The organism is Providencia sp. LY12, assembly GCF_057621555.1.
The window spans coordinates 3,036,428-3,061,883 of the sequence record NZ_CM172594.1 but is presented as its reverse complement, the minus strand read 5'-3'; the positions used below and the strand labels follow the sequence as shown (position 1 = coordinate 3,061,883).

22 protein-coding genes are annotated in these 25,456 nt (G+C 43.0%); 11 read left to right on the top strand and 11 right to left on the bottom strand.

The features are described 5' to 3' along the window. Positions 1–75 precede the first annotated feature (75 nt). Together prpR and ACY3ZI_RS14770 are read left to right on the top strand one after the other, a co-directional pair. A complete protein-coding gene (gene prpR, locus ACY3ZI_RS14775; RefSeq protein WP_487375438.1) occupies positions 76–1,653 on the top strand; it encodes a propionate catabolism operon regulatory protein PrpR in 1,578 nt (525 codons plus the stop codon). Positions 1,654–2,341: 688 nt separating this feature from the next. After that, positions 2,342–3,484 carry an MFS transporter gene (locus ACY3ZI_RS14770; protein ID WP_211886454.1) on the top strand — a complete coding sequence of 381 codons (1,143 nt, stop codon included), beginning with the start codon at positions 2,342–2,344 and terminating at the stop codon, positions 3,482–3,484. An 81-nt stretch (positions 3,485–3,565) separates the two neighbouring features. On the opposite strand, the gene ACY3ZI_RS14765 is transcribed toward ACY3ZI_RS14770, so the two are convergent. Then, the gene (locus ACY3ZI_RS14765; RefSeq protein WP_211886236.1) at positions 3,566–4,507 is read right to left on the bottom strand and encodes an ATP-grasp fold amidoligase family protein; all 942 of its coding nucleotides are present in this window, start codon (positions 4,505–4,507) and stop codon (positions 3,566–3,568) included. 504 nt (positions 4,508–5,011) lie between these two features. Between ACY3ZI_RS14765 and ACY3ZI_RS14760 the strand changes: the two genes are divergently transcribed. Beyond that, positions 5,012–5,929, top strand: coding sequence for a bestrophin family protein (locus tag ACY3ZI_RS14760; protein ID WP_211886234.1), 918 nt, complete (start codon positions 5,012–5,014; stop codon positions 5,927–5,929). 56 nt (positions 5,930–5,985) lie between these two features. Here ACY3ZI_RS14760 and ACY3ZI_RS14755 read toward each other — a convergent pair whose 3' ends face one another. The 7 genes from ACY3ZI_RS14755 to ACY3ZI_RS14725 form a co-directional block, all read right to left on the bottom strand. Then, a complete protein-coding gene (locus ACY3ZI_RS14755) occupies positions 5,986–6,765 on the bottom strand; it encodes a heme ABC transporter ATP-binding protein (protein WP_211886232.1) in 780 nt (259 codons plus the stop codon). A 3-nt stretch (positions 6,766–6,768) separates the two neighbouring features. Further along, positions 6,769–7,770: a FecCD family ABC transporter permease gene (locus ACY3ZI_RS14750; RefSeq protein WP_211886230.1), complete on the bottom strand. Its 1,002-nt coding sequence runs from the start codon at positions 7,768–7,770 to the stop codon at positions 6,769–6,771. Next, complete coding sequence (locus ACY3ZI_RS14745; RefSeq protein WP_323084944.1) at positions 7,767–8,588, bottom strand: heme/hemin ABC transporter substrate-binding protein; 822 nt, start codon at positions 8,586–8,588, stop codon at positions 7,767–7,769. Before ACY3ZI_RS14745 ends, ACY3ZI_RS14750 begins: the two co-directional genes overlap by 4 nt. Positions 8,589–8,603: 15 nt before the next feature. Then, positions 8,604–9,653, bottom strand: coding sequence for a hemin-degrading factor (locus tag ACY3ZI_RS14740; RefSeq protein ID WP_211886226.1), 1,050 nt, complete (start codon positions 9,651–9,653; stop codon positions 8,604–8,606). A 43-nt stretch (positions 9,654–9,696) separates the two neighbouring features. Then, complete coding sequence (locus ACY3ZI_RS14735; RefSeq protein ID WP_487375437.1) at positions 9,697–11,718, bottom strand: TonB-dependent hemoglobin/transferrin/lactoferrin family receptor; 2,022 nt, start codon at positions 11,716–11,718, stop codon at positions 9,697–9,699. Positions 11,719–12,094: 376 nt separating this feature from the next. Beyond that, positions 12,095–12,286 (bottom strand): hemin uptake protein HemP, encoded by a 192-nt coding sequence (gene hemP / locus ACY3ZI_RS14730; protein WP_154602583.1) that lies wholly within the window; start codon positions 12,284–12,286, stop codon positions 12,095–12,097. A 220-nt stretch (positions 12,287–12,506) separates the two neighbouring features. Then, positions 12,507–13,391, bottom strand: a complete 885-nt coding sequence (locus ACY3ZI_RS14725; RefSeq protein WP_487375436.1) for a LysR family transcriptional regulator — start codon at positions 13,389–13,391, stop codon at positions 12,507–12,509. A gap of 97 nt (positions 13,392–13,488) precedes the next feature. Here ACY3ZI_RS14725 and ACY3ZI_RS14720 point away from each other — a divergent pair, with 97 nt between their 5' ends. Beyond that, positions 13,489–13,929 carry a PACE efflux transporter gene (locus ACY3ZI_RS14720; protein WP_487375435.1) on the top strand — a complete coding sequence of 147 codons (441 nt, stop codon included), beginning with the start codon at positions 13,489–13,491 and terminating at the stop codon, positions 13,927–13,929. 43 nt (positions 13,930–13,972) lie between these two features. Here the strand turns inward: ACY3ZI_RS14720 and ACY3ZI_RS14715 are convergent, their stop codons facing one another. Further along, entirely contained in the window at positions 13,973–15,157 is a 1,185-nt protein-coding gene (locus ACY3ZI_RS14715; RefSeq protein WP_187129478.1) for a cyanate transporter, read from the bottom strand. A gap of 2 nt (positions 15,158–15,159) precedes the next feature. Then, entirely contained in the window at positions 15,160–15,627 is a 468-nt protein-coding gene (locus ACY3ZI_RS14710; RefSeq protein WP_211886214.1) for a nucleoside deaminase, read from the bottom strand. 157 nt (positions 15,628–15,784) lie between these two features. On the opposite strand from ACY3ZI_RS14710, the gene ACY3ZI_RS14705 reads away from it, so the two are divergent. After that, positions 15,785–16,639, top strand: coding sequence for a LysR substrate-binding domain-containing protein (locus tag ACY3ZI_RS14705; RefSeq protein ID WP_211886213.1), 855 nt, complete (start codon positions 15,785–15,787; stop codon positions 16,637–16,639). Here ACY3ZI_RS14705 and ACY3ZI_RS14700 read toward each other — a convergent pair. Continuing rightward, entirely contained in the window at positions 16,636–17,571 is a 936-nt protein-coding gene (locus ACY3ZI_RS14700) for a LysR substrate-binding domain-containing protein (RefSeq protein ID WP_154600026.1), read from the bottom strand. The two genes, ACY3ZI_RS14705 and ACY3ZI_RS14700, sit on opposite strands and share 4 nt — an antisense overlap. Before the next feature lie 600 nt (positions 17,572–18,171). Between ACY3ZI_RS14700 and ACY3ZI_RS14695 the strand changes: the two genes are divergently transcribed. The 6 genes from ACY3ZI_RS14695 to ACY3ZI_RS14670 all read left to right on the top strand — a co-directional run bounded on the left by ACY3ZI_RS14695 (position 18,172) and on the right by ACY3ZI_RS14670 (position 25,417). Further along, entirely contained in the window at positions 18,172–18,777 is a 606-nt protein-coding gene (locus ACY3ZI_RS14695) for an ankyrin repeat domain-containing protein (protein WP_132495718.1), read from the top strand. An 18-nt stretch (positions 18,778–18,795) separates the two neighbouring features. Continuing rightward, positions 18,796–19,719, top strand: a complete 924-nt coding sequence (locus ACY3ZI_RS14690) for an oxamate carbamoyltransferase subunit AllH family protein (RefSeq protein WP_211886212.1) — start codon at positions 18,796–18,798, stop codon at positions 19,717–19,719. Then, a complete protein-coding gene (fdrA, locus tag ACY3ZI_RS14685; RefSeq protein WP_487375434.1) occupies positions 19,709–21,259 on the top strand; it encodes an acyl-CoA synthetase FdrA in 1,551 nt (516 codons plus the stop codon). The genes ACY3ZI_RS14690 and fdrA overlap by 11 nt, the downstream gene beginning before the upstream one ends. After that, positions 21,259–22,674, top strand: a complete 1,416-nt coding sequence (locus ACY3ZI_RS14680; protein WP_036951080.1) for a YlbE family protein — start codon at positions 21,259–21,261, stop codon at positions 22,672–22,674. The genes fdrA and ACY3ZI_RS14680 overlap by 1 nt, the downstream gene beginning before the upstream one ends. Before the next feature lie 155 nt (positions 22,675–22,829). Continuing rightward, a complete protein-coding gene (locus ACY3ZI_RS14675; RefSeq protein ID WP_132495712.1) occupies positions 22,830–24,392 on the top strand; it encodes a xanthine permease in 1,563 nt (520 codons plus the stop codon). Between the two features lie 74 nt (positions 24,393–24,466). Further along, positions 24,467–25,417 (top strand): carbamate kinase family protein, encoded by a 951-nt coding sequence (locus ACY3ZI_RS14670; RefSeq protein WP_036951077.1) that lies wholly within the window; start codon positions 24,467–24,469, stop codon positions 25,415–25,417. The last annotated feature ends 39 nt before the right edge of the window (positions 25,418–25,456 follow it).

Genomic DNA, 25,456 nt, shown 5'->3' with positions numbered 1-25,456 from the left:
TGTTTCATGAAACAAAGGTGAAACATCCCAGCGCAAAGCAAAGCTAGCGTAGAGTAAACCCAGTGGAGGAGAACAATGGATAAGCCCATTATTTGGACGGTGTCAGTATCTCGTCTTTACACGCTATTTCGTGATATTAGCCCTGAATTTAGTGCACAAGCTGACATCACTCCACTGAATATCGGTTTTGAGCAAGCCGCGGAAGACGTTCGGCGCCGTTTAAAGGAGGGGCATTGTGACGCGATTATCAGCGCAGGCTCCAATGGGGCATATTTAAAAAGTCATGTTTCGGTTCCCGTTATTATTGTGAATATTAACGGCTTTGATGTGATGCAAGCATTAGCGAAGGCTCGGGAAATTAGCGATAAAGTTGGCATTATTAGTTATCAAAAAATTATCCCTGCATTAGAGCAGTTTCAACATAATTTTGGATTACAGATTGAACAGCGCAGTTATGTCACTGCCGAAGATGCTCGAGCCCAACTAAAAGCACTAAAAGCCATGGGGGTAAACGTCATTGTGGGAGCGGGATTAATTACAGATCTTGCTGAAGAAATGGGTATGACAGGGATTTTTATCTATTCGACACAGACCATTCGACAAGCCTTTTCTGATGCTATCGAACTTAGCAGAATGTCCCATCGCCATGTGACTGAGCAATCACGTTACCCTCAGCAGAATACAGCAAAAGTTAGACACACGATTAATGACCTGATTGGCTTGTCGCCCGCGATGGAGCGAGTTAGGCAAACCATTATGTTGTATGCCCGTTCAGATGCTACGGTGTTAATACAAGGTGAAAGTGGCACGGGGAAAGAGATGGTGGCCCAAGCTATTCATCACGAATATAGTTTGTTTAATCAGCAAAAACGCAGTAAACAGCAAATGCCATTTGTGGCCGTCAACTGTGGTGCCATTCCTGAAACATTACTGGAAGCGGAATTGTTTGGTTACGAAGAAGGCGCATTTACTGGCTCGCGCAGAGGCGGTCGAGCAGGGTTGTTTGAACTAGCGAATGGGGGAACCCTTTTTCTTGATGAAATCGGCGAGATGCCAATAGCGTTACAAACTCGGTTATTGCGTGTGTTAGAAGAGCGTTCCGTGGTACGAGTAGGAGGATATCGACCGCTACAGGTTAACGTTCGTGTTATCTGTGCGACCCACTGCGACCTTGATGAATGGGTTGCGCAAGGCAAATTCCGTGGCGATCTTTTTTATCGCCTAGGTGTTCTTCGTATGAAAGTTCCCGCACTATCAGAGCGTAATGAGGATATTTTCACGCTTGCAGAACGATTATTGAAACTTGCTTTTGCCGGATTACAACTGCCTCTTCCAGCCTTTAGAGTTAAGCAACTTCTCAGTTGTCGAGACTTTTTTCTCTCCTATTCATGGCCAGGCAATGTACGAGAATTACGTAACTTAATGGAGCGTGTCGCGCTCTATTGCAGTGCCTATGCGGATAAAAGCATCAATCCAGACATGCTCAAGATGCTATCGCCAGAAAGGCGAACAGAGGTAAATCCGGCAAAGACGCAGGAAGGAACCGAGACGCTAGAGGAAGTGATGGCAAGGTTTAATGGGGATCGTAAGGCGGTGGCGGAGTATTTTGGTATCAGTCGGACAACTTTATGGCGCCGCCTGTCTTCGTCCTAGTTCACGCTCTAGCTACGTTGGCTTCACTCGCTAACCCTAGTCACATACTAGTGTATGCTCCTAGGGATTAGCTCATTTGCCGCCTTGCTACAGCGCGAACTAGTTAGAAGACAACTCGGATTTAGAAGGCAGCTAGAAGACAACTCGAAGTTAGAGGGCAAATATTAAAACAAGATAATAATAATTTATAAAAATGGGTGTTTGAGTAATAAATACCACTAATTAAGTATATTGATAAACTTGAGGCTAATTAATTAGCAAAATTAGTTTTGAATAGATTTCTTTTTAAGAAAAGTGATAAATATATTTTGAAAGAAGGAATAGAAGCAGGGAATTGTGTTTCAAAAAGTAACGATAGGGATTTTTTTGTTTTATTTCTATAATATTGATATTAAATTGATTTTTTGTTTTTATGGCGATTTTCTAGGGGGTTTTACTGCATAAAAAAACGTGATTTTTCTCACATAAATAAATTTACTAGTCATCATTAGTTTTTCTCATTGTCATTCCGGTCTTGAAAGATCTATATTGCGCTCAAATTAGCCTCATCTATTTAATTTCATCACTGCACCAGTCGCTAAAATATATTCATTTTTATGAATGATTTTGTCGTGATTATCGACGTCTGCAGCGCACAATATTTACCTTATTTTTTGGAGAGTAGGACGTGAAAATGTCCACCATGTTAATGCGTAAAGGCGACAATACCTTTGTACCTGTTGCAGGCTTAACACTATTTGCTATTGCTTCAGGTTACCTGATGAGCTTGATCCCGTTATCAATGGGTAGCTTTGGCATTGATACACAATATGCAGGCTGGTTAGCGAGTGCCTACTATATTGGTTTATTAATTGGCTCAATGATGATTGAGCCTGTGATCGCAAAAATTGGTCACCGTCTCTCCTTTATTAGTTTCTTATTAATGTTGGCAGCAACGGTTGTTTTACTGCCCTGGACACCGACAATTGAAGCTTGGTTACCAAACCGTTTAATTGCGGGGATTGCGGTAGCAGGGATTTTCGTGGTGGTGGAATCTTGGTTGCTGATTGGCGATAACCCAAAAGAGCGAGCAAAACGACTGAGTTTCTATATGACCTCATTATATGGGGGAACAACACTCGGGCAGCTTGCTATTGGTGTGATTGGTACTCAGGGAGTTGTTCCCTTTATTGTGGTACTCGGTTTACTGTTAGTGGCTGTTTTACCACCTTTATTGGTACGCCAAGGGCAACCAGCAAGTGGCTTGCATCAAAAATTATCATTTAAGCAGATCACTCGTTTAAGTAAGCCAGCCATTATGGGCTGTATGGTATCCGGTATCGTGATGGGAACCATTTATGGGCTAATGCCGCTATCCCTGAAAAAAGATAATTTTACGACGGATCAAGTTGGTGTTTTGATGGCATCCATTATTTTGGGTGGCATGTTAATTCAGCCAGTGATCAGTAAATTGTCAGTAATGATGAGCAAAACCTTATTATTAGCTATGGTTTCATTATTAGGTGTTTTTGCGATGGGCATGATTTACATCTCATCAGATTATGTGGTGATGATTGTGGCGCTAGCCCTGCTGGGAATGTCATCATTTGCCTTGTATCCGATAGCGATCACTTTAGCGTGTGATAACTTGGATTCGTCATTTATTGTGGCAGCGACCCAAGTGATGTTATTTAGTTATAGTGTGGGCTCTGCGATGGGACCTATCGCAGCGGGTACACTGTTAGAACAACATAGCGGGCTAACGAATTTCTTCTTTATTGTGCTGTTAGTGACAGCAATTTATATGTTGATTGCCAGTTTACGTCGTAAGGCTAGTGTATTGGCAAACTGACCGTGCTTGATAAATTGCTCGCCACTAGTAATGAAAACAAAAAAACGCGCTATCTTGAATGAGTAGCGCGTTTTTTTATGGCTATTTTTTCTTATTGAGGTTGGCGAGTATGAGCTCAGGTTTGCGTGAATGAAGCATGTTTGGCGTTGTGATTTTCTGCTCCCATAACTCTCCAAGTTTAAAGTCCCAAGAGAGTGGGCTGATCACGGTACGTCCCGCATTGGGTGCGAAGGTAAGTTCACTAAAATAGAGTTTGTTTTCTGCCATTAAAAAGTCAGCTCGGCAATAATCGAATGGCGTCACTAAAATTTCAGCTAATCTTAGCATCTCTCTAAATTGTGTTGGTTCACTGACCGGTTCTAGCATTTGAGGATAACCAAAACTGACCGGCTGCAATTGCCATTCCGTATCATAAAGGTTGATAAACTCGGTGCCATCTTCGTCGGTATAATCGATTTCTGCGTAAACGGGTTTACCCGAGAAACAATGAATGCGGCAGGTTTCGGGTACTAGCTTTCTCTTTTTCTGCTCAAACAAATCGATATATTCCTCGCAAATAATCTGCGCAGGAATATTTTTATAATGGCGTTCACGAGTAATGTAATAGAGATTTTTGAGTAAATGGAATGACAGCTTGTCTTTGGCTTTTTGTAAATCAAACTGTGATTTATCGGTGCAAATAATACTGCTGCCGCTGTCGTGGGTGCATTTCAATACAAAGCGCTGGGGCAGTTTCGTAATATCAATTTCATCCACATGTTGATAAGTGGCGAGAATAGGAACGATATGTTCTTGCCCGATAGTCTGCGTAACATAGTCACGCACCGCGAGTTTATCGGCGAATTGACTATGCAGTGGATTTCGGTCATGGATCATACGGAAATTCACTTTTTCATTAAAGCTTTTCGGCGCATTAAAGTTAGGGTAATACCCTAATTTTTTAATAAATTTATTCGTGAGATAACTTTTGTCACTCATGATTAGCGCACGGAATTTTTTTAGAAAATATTCTGTTTTTTTCATAAACAAACAACCATTCTTAATAAATTAAAATTTTATTAATTTTTTTATAATTGGAATTATATTAATCATTTTTTAAATGATGATTAAATGATAACGGTAATATTATCGCTAATATTAAGAGTTCCTTAAGAATTTAACTTAGTATAATGCTAGATAACTAATATTTAATCAAAATATAGCCACAAATTAATCAATTGATTATATTTGCATGCTGTATATCAATTGTTTAATTTACTGATTGGTTAATTTTAAATTAAATAAGTATTTCAAATTCTAGTATTGGCTAGGTAAAGTTAATTATAAATAAATTTGAGTCAATACCTGAAATCTTAAAAAAACGGAAAATAATAAATAGATGATAGAATAGATAAAAAATAAAGTAGTTTATTACTAAACTATTTAGCTTAAGATGAGTAAATCGATGAGCTCATCAAGATATGGATTGCCGAAATAATTTATGTGATAATCATCACACATAACTATCCTTTCAATTATTATTAATTTATGGTCATTCGCCCGCATCAACACTGGTTCTTTAGGTTGTTCGACTGGCACGGTTCCGTGCTGTCTAAAATCACCTTTAGATTATCGCTTAATATTATGATGTCCATTGTCGCTATTTTAATCTATCAATGGTACGAGCAATTAGGAATACATCTAACAATAGCCCCATTTAGCTTATTAGGGATAGCAATAGCTATCTTTTTGGGGTTCCGTAATAACGCCTGCTACAGCCGTTTAGTTGAAGCCAGAACGCTTTGGGGCGCAATCTTAACCAATCAACGTAATATTTTAAGAAATATAAAAGGATTATTACCGAATGATCCTGAAGCGCATCGCACATTTGCTAATTTGTTGATTGCGTTTAGTTGGAGCTTAAATCACGAACTTAGACGTACTAACCCAAATATAGATTTGTACCGCTTATTGCCGCGGGATGTTTTTTTAGATGTGATTAAAAGTCCTTTTCCTACCAGCCGAATTCTTATGCATATTGGTTTGAGTGTCGGGGCATTGCGAGATAACAATCTGATCAGCGATGTTCTGTTTCAGTCTATCAATAAAGATGTGAACGGGTTATCTGAAGTTTTAGGTGGCTGTGAACGTATTTCGAATACGCCGATCCCCTTTGCTTATACATTGATATTGCAACGTACGGTCTATTTATTTTGTACATTATTGCCGTTTGCGTTGGTGGGGGATTTACACTACATGACGCCTTTGGTTTCAGTATTTGTTTCCTATACGTTTTTGGCGTGGGATGCATTAGCGGAACAATTGGAAGACCCATTCGATGTGCTGGACAACAGCTTGCCACTGAATGCGTTATGTAACGGGCTTGAACGCAATGCTCTTGATATGATTGATGCTAAGCAGTTACCGCCACCACCGAAGCCAAATAAATACTTCAATTTATTATGATGTTAAGTCGCGGTCTTCATTATGTGATAGAGCATGATGAAAGCCGCGGCTGTTTATTAATGGCGCAGATACACATGAGGGGTTGCCGTTTCTGGATGCGGCTGTACCCCTAAATCCGCTTGATACCACTGGGTTAAATTCTCGGTAGTTAACACTTCTTGTGGTGTTCCAGCCACAACTAATTTCCCTTGATGAATAAGATACACTTTATCGGCATAGAGTGCGGTGAGGTTCAAATCATGCAACACACAACAAACGCCTAGCGGCCTTTCACGGGTAAGCTGATGCAATAGCCGCAAACTGTGCTGTTGATGGTATAAATCAAGGGCAGAAGTGGGCTCATCAAGGAATAAACAGGCTGGCGTTGGTTCCGGTTGCCATAACTGAGCTAACACTCGCGCAAGCTGAACACGCTGCTGTTCACCACCGGATAATTGGCGATAATCGTTATGTCGTAGCGGGGTGCAATGGGTTTGCTCCATAGCGATATCAATGGCTCGCTGCTTATGTTCTGAACCATAAGGTGTTCTTCCCATCGCCACAACATCCTCAACACTGAACGCAAATTGTAAATGGCTATGCTGTTTCATCACTGCGCGTTTTTTAGCAAGGCTTTGAGGTTCCCATTCAGGTAATGGGCGGCCTTCGAGCTGGCACTCACCTTTAGTGGGGGAGGTGTAGCCTGTAAGCAATTTCAATAAACTGGATTTTCCCGCACCATTTGGGCCAATAATCACCACCATTTGATTTTGCTGTATAGACAAACTGATATCATCGATTAATGTTCGATTATTAATACGATAACTGAGGTTTTTAGCATCGAGTAAATTGGGCATCGGTTAGATCCTTCCTGCAGGTTGGCGCAGTATTAGCCATAAAAAGTAAGGTCCGCCAATCAAACCCGTTAATAAGCCCACGGGGATTTCTGCGGGAACGGCTAAAGTGCGAGCAAGGGTATCGGCAACTAAGAGTAAGCAAGCACCCACAATGGCAGAACCAGGAATAAGCCAACGATGATCGGGTCCCAATGTCATACGTATTAAGTGAGGAACAACGAGCCCGATAAAGCCAATCACACCACTCATAGCAACGGCGCAGCCAATTAATAGGGCGCTTAGGAATAATAAAACAAACTTACTGCGTTCAACATTTATCCCTAAATAGTGTGCATCTTCATCCCCTAATTGCAGAATATTCAATGTATTGCCTTGCCAAAAGCAGAGTAAGCAAGTGGGGATAATCACACTGGCGGCAATCGCTAGCGATGTCCAATTCACATTGCCTAATGACCCCATCATCCACAAGCTAAATGTGCGTAACTGTTGGTCATTACTCATATAGCTCAGTACCCCAATTAGTGACATACATAGGGCATTGATGGCAATTCCTGCTAATAGCAGCCGTGCCAAATTGCCATTAGACATACGATTGAGGCTAAAAATGATCAGTGAAACCGCTAAGCTGCCAACGAATGCTGCGCCAAGATGACCGTAATTGAGCATTAATGTGGGTAAGGAGAACGGTAAAATGATGAATGCTGCCACACACAATGCGGCACCACTGCTTACCCCTAATAAACTGGGGTCAGCGAGAGGGTTGCGAAATAACCCTTGCATCATCCCACCGGAAACCGCTAAAGCCAGTCCCACTAAAATGGCGAGTAAAACTCTTGGTAGACGAATGGTGAGCCAAATTTGCCAGTCAGGATCGGTGGATGGTGCAAACCAAAGCGCTTTTAACGGTAAGTTAATTGCGCCAGCGGTAGAGGCAGTCACAGTGACTGCCCCTAGTAGCACCAATAACATCAAAATTTTAAATAAAGGGTGCTTAAAACGGCTCATTCGCTTTTTTCTAACGCCTCTCTTAACTGCTGCATAACTTTGGGGGTGCTTAAGCTGAAGCTCAGCATGCCAGTATCATCCACGACTAAAAGAGCACGATTTTTTCCTGCCGGAGTGAGTGCTAACCCCGGTAATTCCCAAACTTTGTCAACGCCACCTAAGGATTTCACACCTTGCTCAGAGATCACGACGAGGTCTGGCTGGCTGTAAATAAGACCTTCTTGAGATAGCGGACGATAGCTAGAGAAGTTATGCATTGCATTTTGTGCACCAACGGCCTTGATCATGCTATCGGCTGCGGTTTTTTGCCCAGCGGCCATCGGTTGTATTCCACCATGGCTCATTAAGAAAACCACTTTTTTATTTAGAGGGCTGGTGGGGATGGCGAGTAGCTCAGCATTAAATTGTTCGACTAATATTTTCCCTTTTTCGGGTAATCCCACTGCCTGTGCGATAGTGGTGATTTTCTCAGGAATGGCTTCTAATTTCGGTTTTCCTGTCACTTTAATCACTTTAACGCCGCTTTTTTCAATTTGGGTTAATGAAATTGAAGGTTGGGAAAGCTCACTGGCGAGCACCAACGTTGGACGCAAAGAGAGCACGCCTTCTGGGTTCAGTGTTCGCATATAGCCGACATCGGGCAACTTAGTTGCTTGCTCGGGATGTAAACTGCTACTGTCACGCCCAACCAGACTATCTTGTGCACCGAGCGCATAGACAATTTCAGTTACATCACCGCCGAGTGTCACTAAACGGTCAGCGCCATGGGCAACCAATGAGGTTGCCAGTGTGATTACCATTAGAAGCCATTGTTTCATCGTCAAATACCTGTGTTAGATTCTTGGCAGGGACATGACTTGCTGGCGCCAGTGTTCTTGCTCTGGCGTCCCTTCCGTGCGTTGTCCGTACATTTGTGCGATTTGGTTGCCTTGGTCATCAAATACTTCCAGGCTTGTCACAAAACCATCTTCTGTTGGTTTACGAGTGACCCAACACTCTGCAACACCATTTTCAATCATATGCAGCGTGAAATCAGGGTTGAAAATATTCAGCCACTTGATGTCAGAACCTTCTGCTTGGTGTGGCATCAAGCGTTTGATTTTGCCTGTGAAAATCTGTACACAACCACGGTTACCCACGAAAATCATAATCTCGTTTTGATCAGCGAAAGCAGTGTTAACCAGCTGATTGAATGAATCATTTGGCACCTGCCAAGCTAAATCATCACTGACCGCGCGGAACACTTGTTGACGGCTTAAGTTATTTTTCTTCAATAAAATGAAAAATTGGTGAACATCCGTCATGTTGCGCCACTCTTGGTCAAGCTGTTGTTTTAGCTCATCGCTGATTGGCTGTGCGTGGTGCGGTTGTACTTTTTCAACGGTTAACAGTGGGTTTTCGGTGGTGGTGTATTTCTCGATAAGCGCATTCCATGCATCCATATCGGTTTCATCGGTGGTATACACTTTGTGCAGCGCATCGCCATGTTTATCAAAGAATTGGATACTATGACGTTCACCTCGTTTAGCCTCTTCAGTGAGTACGAAAATGCTGTCCCAATGAGAGAAAAACATACGCAAATCCAGTGCGCGTGGATTGAGAATTAAACCGCCATGAGGGCTAAATTTGGCATTTTCATAGCGACCGACTTGCTCATGCACCACATACTCATTACGGGTAATGGCTTTGACTGGACCGACAGCTTCCAAAGCAGTTAATAACGTTGGTGCATCAACGCTTAGGCGTTTAGCCTTATCGCGCCCAACGCGGCTATGCAGTAATTCCCCTTCAGAAACATTCAGGTAAGCGGCGAGATCTCTCGCATACTTAGCTTTATTATCTGCTTTGGCTTGTTGATAACGTTCGAAAAGTGCTGAATTCACAGGTTTCTCCTTTATGTAGTGTGAATTACCAATATAGTGTGAATTACCATTGGAAGCTGACGAGCAGCTTAGCATTACGACCATCTTGGGGAATCCCCTGAGAGGAGTAATACTCTTTGTCAAAAGCATTTCCTAAAACAACACTGGTATCTAACCCTTTAAGACTTCCATCTCCTTGATAATTTAGATAGAAATCATGAACGGCGTAGCCCGGTTGTTGCTTCAATTTGGATGTTTTATCGAAATCGGTATGAGTAGTGAACTCACCTAACCAGCCCACAGAGAAACCGCTGTCTGCAACTGGAATAGAGAGGTTACTGGTGAGTGAATCCGGTTTAATGGATTCAATGGCTTTGCCTGTATATTCATTGACGCCGACGGTGTGGTTATAGGCGAGACCCCACGCAAAGTAGTCGGTGGTGTAATCCAATGACACATCCGTTCCCCAAATTTTGGCACGCTTGGTATTGATGGATGTGGTGTAGTTATTTTTCAGGTTAAAGCGGTCAAAATTGACATGAGTATCAATATAATCTTTGGCTTTTGTATCGAAATAGCTGGCTTTGAAGCGCAGGCTATCGCGAGCCATAAGTAAGTCATCAAAACGTAAACCAAAACCATATTCTGCAGTACGCGTGGACTCAGGTTTTAAGTCTGGATTAGGGCGCCAGTAGTTAGTCATTGGGCCTTGTTGGAAATGCAGGGAATCGTTGTACATCTCCATCATCGTTGGTGCACGGAAGGCTTCAGAGTATGACGCAAACAGCATTGACCAATCGGTTGGGGTGATGCTCACTGCCGCTTTTGATGACCATTGATCTTCTTTGACATCTTTATTGCCCTTGGCGGTGGACTTGTAGTTGTCATAGCGAGTTCCCAAAATGAAGGAAACAGGTAAATCTTTTAAGGTAATTTCATCCTGAATAAAGCCAGCGGCAAAGGTGATCTCTGCATCAGGGAACTGAGTGGTTCCAGCGTAAGGGGTCTGTTTTTGACGATACGCTTCAGTCCCGTAGGTGAAGTTGTGTGCAGCGAGTGGTAACTCATAGATATCGGAGCGGTTATCCAGTTTGATACCATACGTTTTTTGGCTGCGTCCTTCGTAGTTAGATTCTTTCCCTTTGGAGGTGATATTCACATCAGAGTAATATGGAGTCGCTTTTAAATTGAGCCATGAATTATCGTCTGGATTTAACTGATAGGTTGCTTGCAAGTCACGCTGACGCGTTGTGCGGTTAACCTTTTTATTATCGTTACTGGTGGCGAGCTGTTGCGGGTCTTTTGGCTCATAAGCATCATTATTGTAATAACGAATTTGCCCAGACAGGGTTTGTGCATCATCCAGTTGCCATGTGCCTTTACCGAGCATATTGGCAATGGTTTCTTTGTTATCCATTTTCTCGCCGCCGCCAAGACGAACATCACCGCTTTCTTTCGTCACAAAGCTGAATAGACCGTCAAAATCATCGGTCTTACCAAAGGCGGAGCCGCCAAAGCCAAAACTGTGATCCCCGGTAGCGCCTTGAGTGAAAACGCGGAAACCTTGGTTTTGACCTTCACGCAGTAAATCTTTTGCATTCACGGTTTCCCAAGCAATCACGCCACCCATCGCGCCGCTGCCATATAAAAGCGCTGACGGACCGCGAATGATTTCCACTTGTTTGATAAGCGCAGGGTCAAGAAATGTTCCGTTAATGTGCCCAGTATCCGTACCTTGGCGAACGCCATCGACGAGCGTCAAAATTCCACGACGGTCAAACCCACGCATGCTGATATCTTGACCGTTAGTACGGCTAGTTCCTGTCAGTGCAATACCCGGTACTTTCCGCAAAATATCGTTAGCATTATTGGCTGTTTTGGTTTCTGGTGAATCATTTTTAATGACGGTAACCATCATCGGCGTATTAAAGCTATCTCGCTCATTACCCGTGGCATAAACCGTCATCACATCGTGGTGACTGTTAGTTAAATGGTTATTGTTAGTTGGAGATTTTTCAGTCTGTGCGGTTGCCATTAGAGGCAGCAAGGCACTCGCCAGCACAGATAAGCGTAATACTTGAGACATACAGGTGATACTCCCTAAAAATTGTTAACTCTTTGATGAGTGCGATGCACCGTTAAAAACTGACTTATCATCAGAGCGTTATGGCGTGTTTATAGGGTGTTGAGACAAAGACGCTTTCAACGGAATAGGGGAAAAGGGGTATTTGAACCCAACAAGTGATGATAGGGTTCGAAAGTTCGCCTTGAGGTTATCCAGATTTACAGCAGCAAAGCCCGTAATAAACACCATAAGAAACTGTGTCCTGATGTATAGAGTTAAGCTGGCTGCCTAGTATGACGACTTAGGTGGCTTGCGAGATATATTGTGTTTTTAAAGCTAATTGTATTTTTGAAACAAACAGTACTTTTAAAGCAAACTGCGTTGTGGAGACTAAAAACTATTTGGTCAGAATTAATTTACCTGTGCGAGTTTGACGCAATTGATAAATTTCACCGCGGTGCTCAATGGAAATTTTGCCTGATGCACCTAATAATTTTTGGCTTTCAATAAGCCCATTTTTAGCAGCAAAATCAGTCAGTGAGGTTGATTTTGTGGTTTCTTCAATAATGTCAGAAAGTGGCTTGGTCATGTTTTTCACCACAGAAATTTTATTGTCAATAAGAATGATATTGATAATTATTATCTTTAAAAGCATTGGCAATATCAAGCGATTTTCACAATTGATCAACAAACACTGTTTACCAACAAAAGAGCCGTATCGCGGATACGGGCTACCTTTATGATGTAAATGAGGATTTACCTAACTTTTTGGGGAGGGATTGAGCCGATCCTGAAATTACTGAAATTTGTTAGTACATATTTGTTTTTAAAAGCTCTATACACTCTTGGGCGCCGCGTTTGAGTACTTGACCTTTTAAACAGACCACATGGACAGGAAGTACTAAGCCATTCGGGGTGTTTTTAAATTCTAAACGCTTGAGTAAACCTGTTTCTAAATCAGTCTTGATTAATGAAGCGGGTAAATTTCCCCAACCCATCCCTTTTTTAACTAATTCTAATGCCATTGTGAAACTGTCCGTGCGCCAATAATGGCTAGAAACGATAGAACGAAAATCACTGATAGGGTGGTGAGGGCTAGCGACAATAATTTGGCGTGTTTGAACAAGATCTTCGATATACAGTGCATTATTCGGTTTATTAGAGGGATAATCGGCGCTGATGGTCGCAGTTAATGATTCATAGCCAATACATTCGAATTGTTCCTGAGCATTGACATATAACCCACCAAAAGCGATGGCCAATTGAACGCGCTCACTGTGCAATAGTGGCAAAATATCATCTTGAGGAGCGGTGATCAGCTCCACATGCACCAACGGGTAACGTTGACTCAGCGTGTACAATGCATCAACTAACACATTGGGATTAACCCCTTCAGCGACCCCGATCGTGAGTGTACTTTCTACACCTTGAGTGAGCTCTCGTGAGAAAACATTTAATTGGCGCAAATTATCCACAATATTTCGGGCATAAGGGGCGAGGGAAAGCGCTTGTTCTGTAGGTTTGGGTTCTCGCGTATGGCGCTCAAATAGTGCAAAACCAAGCTCAGCTTCAAGGTTGGCAATCGCCATGCTAACCGCGGAAGGGACTCGATGAAGCGCTCTTGCCGCTGCGGAAAAAGAGCCTTTATCGAGCACAGTTAAGAAAATCATCAGGTTTTCGCTATTAAATGGCATCTTAGACCTTTCAGTTTTGTTGATAGTAGCTGACTTTTATTATCATTAATATTGATTTAATTTACCAGCCTTCGGCAAACAGAATATGAGATAAAATATGCAAGGTATTAAACGCAAAGTGGTTTTTATTACGAGCTACGAAGTCATTGGCTGGATGATTTCATCGTTGGCACTGGCTTTTCTTTCGGGGAATTCCGCGGGAACCACAGGACCTTTAGCGCTGGTGATCACCACGATTGCGGTGACATGGAATTTTATTTTCAATGTGGTATTTGAATATTGGGAATCAAAGCAAAAATCAAAAATTAGAACGTTTAGACGTCGTTTTGCCCATGCGGTGTTGTTCCAGTTAACGCTGGTGGTATTTTTGATTCCACTGATTGCATGGTGGTTATCAATATCGCTCTGGCAGGCACTTATTTTAGATTTTGCCCTGATTATCTTTATCCCGATTTATACTTTTTTCTTTAACTGGGCATTTGACAAAATTTTTGGGTTACCAAAATCTGCATTGGCGCAAGAAAAAACCACTGCGTAGCGTGAAGGAGATGGCAATGAGGCCATCTCCTTGGTAACTAAGCTTATTTCACGCTAAAAATCTGGTGATATCTTTTAGGATTTAAACGCAAAAATAGCAGTAATGTCATCATAACCAGGACACAATGCAGCAACCAAACAGGGGTAAAACTGTGACTAAATTGCTGTAATGCTGCCGCAACCAAAGGTCCAAAAGCGGCGATGATAAAACCGCCTGCTTGCATTAAGGCAGTCAGGATCCCCGCGCTAGCAGGATGAGGGATATGATCTAAAGAGGTAATAATGGTTAAGGCGAAGCAGCCACCCAGTCCACAGCCCAGCAGACCTACCCACAGCAACGGTAGTGTATTAGGAAACAGGATTAACCCGGCAAATCCCAATGCTTGGCTCACCAGCGTGACAGTGAGCCAAAAGCGACGGTCAACATTATGGGATGCTAATACCGGGATCATCAGTGCCGCAGCTGCTTGAAAAATAGTTAAAATCGCCACCAAAGAACCGCTTTCTGTGGCGCTAAATCCTTGTTGTTGAAAGAAAGGCGCCAGCCATGTCACGGCAGTTGCATAGCCCGCATTCACCAAACCAAATCCCGCCATTAATAGCCACGCTCTGGGCTGCTTAAGGTAGGTCAATACACTCAGCTGAGCTGGCGTATTTTTCGTGTCCGAAGAGCGAATATTCATGATGACGGCAATCAGGGCGATCAGCGCTGGTAATGCCAGCCATGCAAGCCCACTTTGCCAATTCCCTGAACGGTGGGTAATTAGCGGTGTTAATTGTGCTCCCAGCGCGCCACCGATCATCAAGGTAGCTGAATATAATCCCGTCATGGCGGCCATTTTTTGTGGAAACGAAAATTTTATCAAGCCGGGGAAAACCGCTTGAATATAAGCCGCTCCCATTCCACACAAAAATGCGGTCATTAACAGTGCGTTCGCATCAGAAACAAATAATCGGCAGAAAGAGCCTATCAGCAGCAGTAGCATCGCGAGGCTGATACCCCACTTATCACCTAATTTTTGATTTAATGCGGGGACGACCAAAGCTCCAAAACCCATGAGTAACATGGGGATCAGCGTTAACAGTGAAACGCTCTGGTAGCTCATTCCGGTGGTTTGAATGATATTTTCGATGACTGGCCCAGGTCCTGTCATAAAGGGGCGTAAATTAATACCGACAAGGGCAATTGTCAGAATCAAGCCAAAAGAGGCAGAAAGTGGTTTTTTCATGTTTACGCGTGATGCTGTTGCCACCAAGTTTGATACAGCATGGATTGCGTTTCATCCTTCGGTTTTAATTGGGTAAATTGCAAACCATCTTGTCGGTCAGGAGAGACTCTTAATGCTTCAGCTATTGCCTCTGTCGATAATCCAAAAGGTTCAGCATCTTGGTTTGAATAGGCATAAACGACACGTTTAATGCCAGACATCCGGATCGCAGCAAGGCACATCGGGCAAGGCTGACCGCTAGCATAGACGGTGCACTCATCGAGTCTGACGCTATTTAGCACCTCTCCTGCTTGGCGTAATGCGAGTAATTCAGCGTGTGCAGTAGGGTCGTGTCGCTCCAACATTTGATTCACGCCAGTGGCAATAATTTTCCCATCTTTGACGACCACTGCACCAAACGGGCGTCCACCTGCGGCAACATTGTCCGCGGCGAGGGTGATTGCATGTTGTAAAAATTGTTTATCGAGCATGGCTTGTGCTCCTGATTTATCGAGTATTCTAATAAGATTACTGATGAGTTGACATGGTGTCATTTCAGTAATGTCCATCAAATGCGTTGTTCCCTTCAATCTAATCAAAAACTGTGATATTTAAAAATTAAATAATTAAATCTCAGGTATTAAAAAAATGAATTCGTTGCTTAATTTTGTATTATTGAAAACATTCGTTACCGTCGCAGAAACGGGAAATTTTACGGTGGCTTCACAACAATTAAATTCAACGCAATCGACGTTAAGTCAGCAAGTTCAGCGATTAGAAAGTCTTATTGGACAGCCGTTGTTTGTAAGGGGGCATCGGATGTTAACCCTGACAGAAACAGGGGAAGTGTTGCTTGGATACGCGAAAAATATTCTGGCACTTAACGATACGTTTTTTATGAAAATAACAGGCAATGCGATTATCCAAACTCTGCGATTAGGGTTTCCTGAAGATTTGACGTCGGGATTAGTGACACCAACATTGGCGGCATTTATGCAAGCGCATCCTAATGTCCGATTAGAGGTGACTAGCGGGTTGAGTCGCCAACTACAGCAACGCTATCAACATGGTGAGTTGGATTTGATCATTGTGAAACAACGAAAAGGGGAGTTTCATAGTGATTATCATTGGTCAGAGCCTCTTTGCTGGCTAGCGAGTCGCCAGCAACATGTTCTTCCCTCGGATTCTGTTCCTCTGATTGTTTTTCCAGAGAATGGGCTGTACCGGAATGATATGTTTAGGTTGTTAGATAATGAACAACGCCCTTGGCACATTACTTATACTTGCACTAGTCTGGCAGGTATCCAAAGTGCGATTACCGACGGATTAGGCGTTAGCCTGTTACCCGTACGCGCGAAATTACCCCAGCATCGGATCTTGACAGCAGAAGAGGGGTTTCCTCCAGCCCAAGAGATGGAACTGGCGATGCATTTCCACAAAGAGTCATCGGAGATGGTTTCAGTATTGGCGGAGCAGTTAGCTCATCAATTAGAACCGCGTTAATTGGCGATGGGCTTGAGCAAATCACTGTAAAGTTCCGTTAAGACCCCATTTGCCATAAACTCTTTTCTGATCCATTGGGTGACTAGCCCTGTCGCAGAGTGTTGAGTGGCTAATAGCATGTGAGAATCCTGCCTTGGGTTTTGTATTTGCTTCGTGACTAGGACTCCAGTTTTTACATGTTCTTTGACCATATAGTCGGGTAGGAATCCGATCCCTTCACCCAAGATTTGGCACTGGCATTTTGTGTTGAAATCGGGCACTTGAATCGCCTCTTGCCCGTGCAGTAGCCACCCAACGCGTTTATTGATGGTATGCGCCGTATCTTCCACCATAATATTTGGGTAGAGGCGAAGCTGGCTTTCGGCAATTGGCTCAGGCATTAAGGCTAAAGGGTGGCTAGACGCTATTGCAAATTGCCAGTGTATGGCACCAATTTCGGTGTAATCAATCCCGCCGCCATCCATGAGTGTACCCGGCGCCCCAATCGCAATATCCGCATGGTTATTAATAATGGCATCCCAAACACCGTTATACACTTCCGTGGTCACAGTGATCTGGCAAGTACCAAATTGCTTTTTCAAGATTTGTAGCAACTTCGCCGTATGGTAAGGGGTGTAGATCAACTGATTGATACAGATGCGAACACGGGCTTCAATCCCTTGTTCAATGGAGTCGATACTTTTTTTGATGAGATGAAAATTATTCAGAAGGTCGGTGGCTTTGCGATAAAAATAGTATCCCGCTTCGGTCAGTTCAATATTACGGGTATCGCGGATAAACAGTGCGACATCTAAATAGGTTTCGATACGTTTTATGGTGTAGCTCACCGCGGAGGTGGTAATTCCAAGTTCTTCGGCCGCTTTACTGAAACTGGCAAATTTAGCCGCGGTGGTATAGGTCAATAAATTTTCTTCGGTAAAAATAGAGTTCATGTGTCGTGTCCCAAAGTGCGTGAAAATTAGCCGAAATAACGTTTTCTGTGAATACTATTCAATAGCTTAAAAAACAGGCTTTTTATCGATTGTTTTTGATAGCCTTCTGCGGGGGTATTTATCTATTCTGTACAATCAATAGTATTTAATTTATGTCACCCCAAAAAGCAACTAATGAAACGCATGTTTACATTCAAACTAATTAATATTATTGAATTTAATAAAAAATAAGTCATTAGGGAATATCGGGTTAATAAACAAAAAAATCACAATGTTAACAATTTGAAAACCTTTGATTTGATGCCTGTCACAAAATTGAAGAAAGAATAAATTGGTAAACAGATTAACAAAATAACCTGGTCAAATTGCATAGAAAATAGACAAAAAAACATCAATAAAGGTCAGTGAAGGATGCTTTCACGCACAAAAATGCTCGATTGTTGAATTTAAATCAATAATAGGGTGGCAGATTGATGAATTAAATTTAAATGGATTCTATTTATTAATGGCAATTGTTATGCTCTAACCATGCTAAATAATCTTTAATTCATATTTAATTTGGCTATCAGAAAATTGAAATAGCTAAATGTGGAGAGCGTTATGACAGAAAACACACTCGTTCAAGATTTTCTTAAAGCAGCAGAACAAGGTCAATTAGCTATTTTAAAAAATTGCCTTGAAAAAGGTGTTGATATTAATAGTACCAATCGACAAGGTCGCACTGCTATTGTGAATGCCAGTTTAAATCAGCACTATGAGTGTGTTGATTTTCTTATTCATGCTGGTGCTGATATTAATAAACAAGACCAAACCTGTTTTAACCCATTTTTATTAAGTTGCCTAAATAATGATTTAACATTATTGCGTTTAGTATTACCTGCTAATCCTAATTTAGATTTACTAACCCGTTTTGGTGGTGTTGGGATCACGCCAGCGAGTGAAAAAGGGCATGTGGAAATTGTGCGTGAATTACTGGAAAACACGGACATTAATGTTAATCACACCAACTTTGTCGGCTGGACTCCGTTGCTAGAAGCGATTGTGCTGAATGATGGTGGCGTAAAACAGCAGCAAATCGTAAAAATGCTGTTAGATCATGGTGCCAACCCTCATATGACAGATAAATACGGTAAAAAGCCGTTAGAGCTGGCACAGGAAAAAGGCTATCACGAAATTGCTGAATTACTGATTGCAGCGGGTGCGTAACCACCCATAAGGGGGATTGTGAACAGACACCAATCTCAGCGGCAAAGCATTTATGGGTTAACGGCTGATGTACATTTCTTGCATCTTTTGCATCAGCCATCATTAACAGGGAATATAGAGCAAGTTTTTAATAAAGCCATTAATTTTTCAATTGATAACCAACTTTATACCTTGCTTGGCTCGCAAACGGATAATGCTCCTAATAGCTGCCGAATTATTAATAAGGATTTTTCACCGTTAAATATTACTGCGGGGGATTCTGTTTATATTTTAAATAATGAAATCCATATTGGTGAAAAATATACTGTTTCATTTTTATTATGTAAGAAATGGAACCCACCAACGGTTTATTTTATTAATGAAAAATTAACCGAAGAAAAATACCGTTATTTTCTTCAGTCTAAAATTAACGAAATTGATTCTATTTTAAATGATAAAACACACTCTCTGTTTAACTACCAAGGGGACAATGGTTTTTATCTTGAATCATCAAAAAAATTAAATGAATTACGCTCTAGTTTAATTAATTTATTAATCAATAAAAGGCACCAAGGATTGACGAATATTGTGAGCCAGTTTGTTGGATTAGGAATTGGGTTAACACCTTCGGGAGATGATTATTTAGTGGGACTAATGGCTTTTTTGTTGTTGAAACACCACCCTGCGAATTCCTGCTATCCGAGCTTTTATCAAGGGATTTCGCAAAGCAAAGCGAATACAACACCCATCAGTGCCATCACGTTAGAAAAAGCATTAAACCAAGAGTATCGCGAAAATATACATCAACTAATTCAATGTTTAGTTGATGGGCGAGAAACAAATATTTATCCACAAATTTTAGAGATTTTAAATATCGGGTCTAGTTCAGGTTGCGACATGCTATTTGGCATTCGCGATGCGCTGTTTCTGACTCATTATTTCGGAGAAACACATGTCGACTAAAGTAGTCATAAAAAAGAATACCTATTTTGATTCCGTGTCATTGATGTCTATTTCCACCAAAGCCAACCAACTTGAAAATGTTGAGCAAGCCTTTGTGGCAATGGCAACAGAAATGAATAAAGGCGTATTAAGAAACTTAGGTTTATTAACACCGGAATTAGAAGAAGCCAAAAACGGCGATTTAATGATAGTGATTAAAGGGCCTAGCGATGAAGCCAATGATGCGACATTGATTGCTATCGAAGAGCTGTTTAACAAGAAAAACCAAGGCGGCGGGCAGCATGAAGCCAAATACGCCACAATCAACTCTGCAAAAACACACATTCCTGATGCTAACTTAGCGGTTATTTCGGTTAATGGGCAATTTGCGGCTCGTGAAGCGCGTATTGCACTGGAAAATGATCTCAACGTGATGCTGTTCTCCGATAACGTCTCGATTGACGATGAGCTGGCACTGAAACAGTTGGCGAGCCAAAAAGGGTTGTTGATGATGGGGCCAGACTGCGGAACGGCGATCATCAATGGGACAGCCTTGTGTTTTGGTAACAATGTTCGTCGCGGTAGCATCGGAATTATTGGGGCATCCGGTACGGGGAGCCAAGAACTGAGTGTGCGCATCCATGAGTTTGGTGCTGGAGTTTCTCAGCTAATTGGTACGGGTGGTCGTGACCTGAGTGAAAAAATTGGCGGCATCATGATGATTGATGCACTGAAAATGCTGGATGCAGATGATGAAACCCAAGTCATTGCACTCATTTCTAAGCCACCAGCACCTATGGTTGCCAAAAAAGTGTTAGAACAAGCTGAAAAATGCCATAAGCCAGTGGTGGTTTGTTTCTTAGGAAGTCAACCGTTACCGGATGATAAACCCGGCTTAACCTTTGCCCAAGGCACCAAAGAAGCTGCTCTGAAAGCGGTTTTACTGACAGGCATTCGTAAAGAAGATTTAGACCTTCACCCTCTCAATCTGCCATTAATTGATGAAGTCAGAGAGTTACTCAAACCGGAACAAAAATACATTCGTGGTCTTTTCTGTGGCGGCACATTGTGTGATGAAGCAATGTTTGCAGCGCTGGAAAAATACGATGACGTCTACAGCAATATTCAACCTAACCCTGACTACCGTCTGAAAGATATCAATAAAAGTGTTGCCCATACCTTCCTCGACTTTGGCGATGATGATTTTACCAACGGTAAGCCACACCCAATGATCGATCCAACAAACCGCATCGAGCGTTTACTGCAAGAAGCTCGTGACCCAGAAGTTGGTGTGATCATGATGGATTTCGTGCTTGGCTTTGGCTCTCATGAGGATCCGGTCGGTGTGATGATTGACGCTATCAAAACAGCAAAAGAGATAGCGAAACAAGAAGGGCGTGAACTGGTGATCCTTGGCTATGTACTGGGTACTGACCAAGATACGCCATCGATGGATGCACAGGTCAAGATGCTCACCGACGCAGGTGTGATTTGGGCGAGTAGCAGTACCAATACAGGTTTATTAGGACGTGAGTTTGTCTGGAAAGGGGAGAAAGCGTAATGACTTCATTATTTAAACAACCATTGAACGTTATCAATATCGGCATTGAGATGTTCAGTGATGATCTGAAAAAACAGCACGTTCCGGTGACTCAGCTGAATTGGACGCCGCCGGGGCAAGGTAACGTTGCTGTGATCCGCGCGCTTGACCAAATTGAAGGCAACGCGGCGTTACAAGAAAAAATCGCGGTTGCGAATGCTCAAGCGCTTGAGCGTATTATTCAGTCCCAGCCTGTGCTCGTGGGTTATGACCAAGCCATTAATGTGGTACCGGGCATGACGAAAAACACCATTCTACATGCCGGTCCACCAGTGGCATGGAAAGATATGTGTGGCGCAATGAAAGGTGCGGTGACAGGCGCTTTAGTTTTTGAAGGATTGGCAAAAGACTTAGCGGATGCTGAACGTGTTGCAGCTTCGGGGGAAATTATCTTTTCCCCATGCCATGAACATGATTGCGTAGGTTCAATGGCGGGTGTGACATCGGCATCGATGTTTATGCACATTGTCGAAAACAAAACTTACGGCAACCGCGCATTCACTAACTTGAGTGAGCAGATGGCAAAAATCTTACGCATGGGTGCCAATGACCAAAGCGTTATTGATCGCTTGAATTGGATGCGTGATGTACTGGGTCCAATGCTGCGTGACGCCATGAAAATCGTCGGTGAAATCGACCTGCGTTTAATGTTGGCACAAGCGTTACATATGGGTGATGAATGCCATAACCGCAACAATGCGGGAACAACATTGCTGATCCAAGCGCTGACCACGGGAATTATTCAAACCAATTTTACGGTTGCCCAGCAAAAAGAAGTCTTTGATTTCGTGGCAAGTAGCGACTATTTCTCGGGTCCTACATGGATGGCAATGTGTAAAGCTTCAATGGATGCGGCGCACGGTATTGAATACAGTACTGTCGTGACTACCATGGCACGTAATGGTTATGAGTTTGGTTTACGCATTAGCGGGCTACCGGGGCAGTGGTTTACAGGTCCTTCTCAGCAAGTGATTGGTCCAATGTTCGCGGGTTATAAACCGGAAGATTCAGGTTTAGATATTGGTGACTCGGCTATCACAGAAACTTACGGGATTGGTGGATTTGCGATGGCAACAGCACCGGCTATCGTGGCGCTCGTTGGGGGAACTGTTGAAGAGGCGGTGGATTTCTCTCGCCAAATGCGTGAAATCACCCTTGGTGAGAACCCGAACGTCACTATTCCATTGCTAGGTTTCATGGGAATTCCGACAGCGATTGATATCACGAAAGTTGCCGCTAGTGGCATTCTTCCGGTGATTAACACGGCGATTGCGCATAAAGATGCAGGTATTGGAATGATTGGGGCAGGGATTGTACATCCTCCGTTTGATTGCTTCGAAAAAGCGATGCTTTCTTACGCGAAACACTATGCATAGTGGTATTGAGCTCAAAACTCACTAAGCAAAAAATAATGCCCGGCTTCGGTCGGGCGATAAAAATAAAGCAACGCATTCCCTAAATTGTTCAGTGGCATAAGAGATAGACCGTCAACAACGTGCTGCTAAGGTGTGAGGGGAATGGGAGTAAGAATATGAGTCTATTAAATATTAAATGGAAACGTGGTGATTTGGCGGCCTATTTTGGTTTGATGACCAATAACCTCACGAACCTACTCACCATGATGGGCTTACTGATTTTTGTTGTCGGCATCCCAGCGGAAATTGTTTATGGTCGTATCGCGCCAGCGTTTGGTTTTGCTGTATTGCTTGCCAGTGTAAGTTACGCTTACTTTGGTCAGCAGATGATCAAACAAACAGGACGAAATGACGTTACGGCACTACCATCAGGTCCAAGTGCGCCTTCTATCTTCACCGTGACCTTCTTAGTGATCATGCCGGTTTACCAAACCACCAAAGATCCTGAATTTGCTCTGCAAATTGCGTTGGTCTGGTGCTTTGTGGAATCAATGATTTTAGTGGGTGGATCTTTCCTCGGTGAAACCATCCGTAAGATGATCCCGCGTACCGTATTATTATCGTGTTTATCGGGTCTCGGATTATTGTTACTGGCAATGAACCCGATGCTGCAAGCATTTGAAGCCCCAACGGTTTCGTTTATTGTCCTACTGTTAATTTTCATCAACTGGTTTGGTAAAAAGCCTATCTTTGCACGTATTCCTACAGGGTTGCTGCTGCTTATTGCGGGTTCTGCCTTAGCATGGATTTCGGGTTTACAAAGTCCAGAAGCGATTACAGCATCCATGGCGTCATTTGGCTTTAACCCGCCAAGCATCCATGTGGATAGCTTCTTCCAAGGTTTACCTCATGCACTGCCGTACTTAGCCTCAGCGGTACCTTTAGGTTTAGCGAACTACATCTTTGACCTTGAAAATATTGAAAGTGCTCACGCAGCGGGTGATGAATACAACACACGTAAAGTGATGCTGGCAAACGGTTTATCTTCAACCGTGGGTGTTGTGCTGGGTAATCCATTCCCTGTGACTGTGTATGTGGGTCATGCGGGTTGGAAAGCGATGGGCGCGAGTGTGGGTTATACCTTAGCATCCGGTATCACCATGTTTATCGTCCCGTTATTTGGTATTGGCGCATTTATGCTCGCAGTGATCCCAATGACGGCCATTGTCCCTATCTTAGTGTTTATCGGTGTAGTGACCGCTAACCAAGTGGTGCGAGAAACACCGAAAGTCGAAGTACCTGTGATTTTCATCTGTCTATTCCCATGGATTGCGAACTGGGCATTGACGATGGTTAACAGTGTCATGGGAGCGGCAGGAACGTCTGCAAGCGCCATTGGTACGGAAGTTCTGTTACATAAAGGCGTTTACTATCAAGGTCTGGTTCACTTAGGCAACGGTGCACCACTGGCAAGTATGTTATGGGGCTGTATCGCTATCTTCGCTATCTTAAACAAGCCGTTACGTGGTGCGATTGCGGCAGCAGTGGGTGCGGTATTGGTCTTCTTTGGCATCATCCATTCTCCGGCTGTGGGTATTGCAACAGGTTCGGCATTGATGTTTGTCTACGCATACCTCATGATGGCAGCTTTGTTTGTTATCAAACACTTTTTAGATGGTCGCCAATCAGTGGAGCAGCAACAAGCTGAAAAAGCTGAAAAGCTTAGTAAATCAGTGTAATACGCCAATCTTTATAGTGGGTGTGCGCGGTACACCCACTATCTGCTAAATATTCGGTATCAGGATCCTTAATCATGAAAGAACTCGTGGTTGTTGCCATCGGGGGCAACAGTATTATTAAAGATAACAGCAGCCAATCCATTGAAGCTCAAGAAAAAGCGGTTCAGGAAGTGGCTCAGCACATCAGCGATATGCTCAAAGGTAATTACAACATTGTGCTGACTCACGGTAATGGACCGCAGGTAGGGTTAGATTTGCGTCGCGCTGAAATTGCTCACGTGACGGAAGGCTTACCACTGACGCCTCTGGCTAACTGTGTGGCAGATACCCAAGGGGGGATTGGCTATTTAGTCCAGCAAGCACTCACTAACGTATTAGCTAAGCAGCAACATCGCCAAGCGGTAACGGTAGTGACCCAAGTGGAAGTCGATAAAAATGATCCGAACTTTGCTGCACCGACTAAGCCGATTGGCGCATTTTTCAGTAAAGAACAAGCGGATGTCTTGCAGCAAGAAAACCCTGATTGGCACTTTGTTGAAGATTCAGGGCGTGGATATCGCCGTGTGGTGGCATCCCCTGAACCTAAACGTGTCATTGAGTCAGCGGCAATTCGTACATTGACCGAACATGATTATGTGGTTGTTGCGGCAGGCGGCGGTGGGATCCCTGTGGTGAATAATGGGCAGGGCGGTTATCAAAGTGTGGATGCGGTTATTGATAAAGATTTATCAACCACTCTACTGGCGAAAGAGCTCAATGCGGACATTTTAATTATCACCACGGGCGTTGAAAAAGTGTGTATTCACTTTGGCAAACCGGAACAAAAAGCCCTTGGTGAAACCTCAACCACGGATATGAAACGCTATATGGCAGAGGGGCATTTCCCAGCAGGAAGCATGTTACCGAAAATTGAAGCCAGTTTATCGTTTATCGCTAATGGTGGTAAGCGTGTGATTATCACGACTCCTGAAGCGCTGCCTGCGGCATTACGTGGCGAGACGGGAACCCATATTATTCAAGGCTAAGCCTCATTCGTTCGGTCTCATACGATGAGGTCGAACTCT

Excerpts from the sequence above, each read along its gene's own strand:
- ACY3ZI_RS14745 (WP_323084944.1), bottom strand. The coding sequence starts at position 8,588 with ATGAAACAATGGCTTCTAATGGTAATCACACTGGCAACCTCATTGGTT.
- ACY3ZI_RS14710 (WP_211886214.1), bottom strand. The coding sequence starts at position 15,627 with ATGCTCGATAAACAATTTTTACAACATGCAATCACCCTCGCCGCGGAC.
- ACY3ZI_RS14770 (WP_211886454.1), top strand. The coding sequence starts at position 2,342 with ATGCGTAAAGGCGACAATACCTTTGTACCTGTTGCAGGCTTAACACTA.
- hemP (WP_154602583.1), bottom strand. The coding sequence starts at position 12,286 with ATGACCAAGCCACTTTCTGACATTATTGAAGAAACCACAAAATCAACC.
- ACY3ZI_RS14670 (WP_036951077.1), top strand. The coding sequence starts at position 24,467 with ATGAAAGAACTCGTGGTTGTTGCCATCGGGGGCAACAGTATTATTAAA.
- ACY3ZI_RS14675 (WP_132495712.1), top strand. The coding sequence starts at position 22,830 with ATGAGTCTATTAAATATTAAATGGAAACGTGGTGATTTGGCGGCCTAT.
- ACY3ZI_RS14720 (WP_487375435.1), top strand. The coding sequence starts at position 13,489 with ATGCAAGGTATTAAACGCAAAGTGGTTTTTATTACGAGCTACGAAGTC.
- ACY3ZI_RS14760 (WP_211886234.1), top strand. The coding sequence starts at position 5,012 with ATGGTCATTCGCCCGCATCAACACTGGTTCTTTAGGTTGTTCGACTGG.
- ACY3ZI_RS14725 (WP_487375436.1), bottom strand. The coding sequence starts at position 13,391 with ATGCCATTTAATAGCGAAAACCTGATGATTTTCTTAACTGTGCTCGAT.
- ACY3ZI_RS14680 (WP_036951080.1), top strand. The coding sequence starts at position 21,259 with ATGACTTCATTATTTAAACAACCATTGAACGTTATCAATATCGGCATT.
- prpR (WP_487375438.1), top strand. The coding sequence starts at position 76 with ATGGATAAGCCCATTATTTGGACGGTGTCAGTATCTCGTCTTTACACG.
- ACY3ZI_RS14735 (WP_487375437.1), bottom strand. The coding sequence starts at position 11,718 with ATGTCTCAAGTATTACGCTTATCTGTGCTGGCGAGTGCCTTGCTGCCT.
- ACY3ZI_RS14755 (WP_211886232.1), bottom strand. The coding sequence starts at position 6,765 with ATGCCCAATTTACTCGATGCTAAAAACCTCAGTTATCGTATTAATAAT.
- ACY3ZI_RS14695 (WP_132495718.1), top strand. The coding sequence starts at position 18,172 with ATGACAGAAAACACACTCGTTCAAGATTTTCTTAAAGCAGCAGAACAA.
- ACY3ZI_RS14700 (WP_154600026.1), bottom strand. The coding sequence starts at position 17,571 with ATGAACTCTATTTTTACCGAAGAAAATTTATTGACCTATACCACCGCG.
- ACY3ZI_RS14715 (WP_187129478.1), bottom strand. The coding sequence starts at position 15,157 with ATGAAAAAACCACTTTCTGCCTCTTTTGGCTTGATTCTGACAATTGCC.
- fdrA (WP_487375434.1), top strand. The coding sequence starts at position 19,709 with ATGTCGACTAAAGTAGTCATAAAAAAGAATACCTATTTTGATTCCGTG.
- ACY3ZI_RS14705 (WP_211886213.1), top strand. The coding sequence starts at position 15,785 with ATGAATTCGTTGCTTAATTTTGTATTATTGAAAACATTCGTTACCGTC.
- ACY3ZI_RS14750 (WP_211886230.1), bottom strand. The coding sequence starts at position 7,770 with ATGAGCCGTTTTAAGCACCCTTTATTTAAAATTTTGATGTTATTGGTG.
- ACY3ZI_RS14765 (WP_211886236.1), bottom strand. The coding sequence starts at position 4,507 with ATGAAAAAAACAGAATATTTTCTAAAAAAATTCCGTGCGCTAATCATG.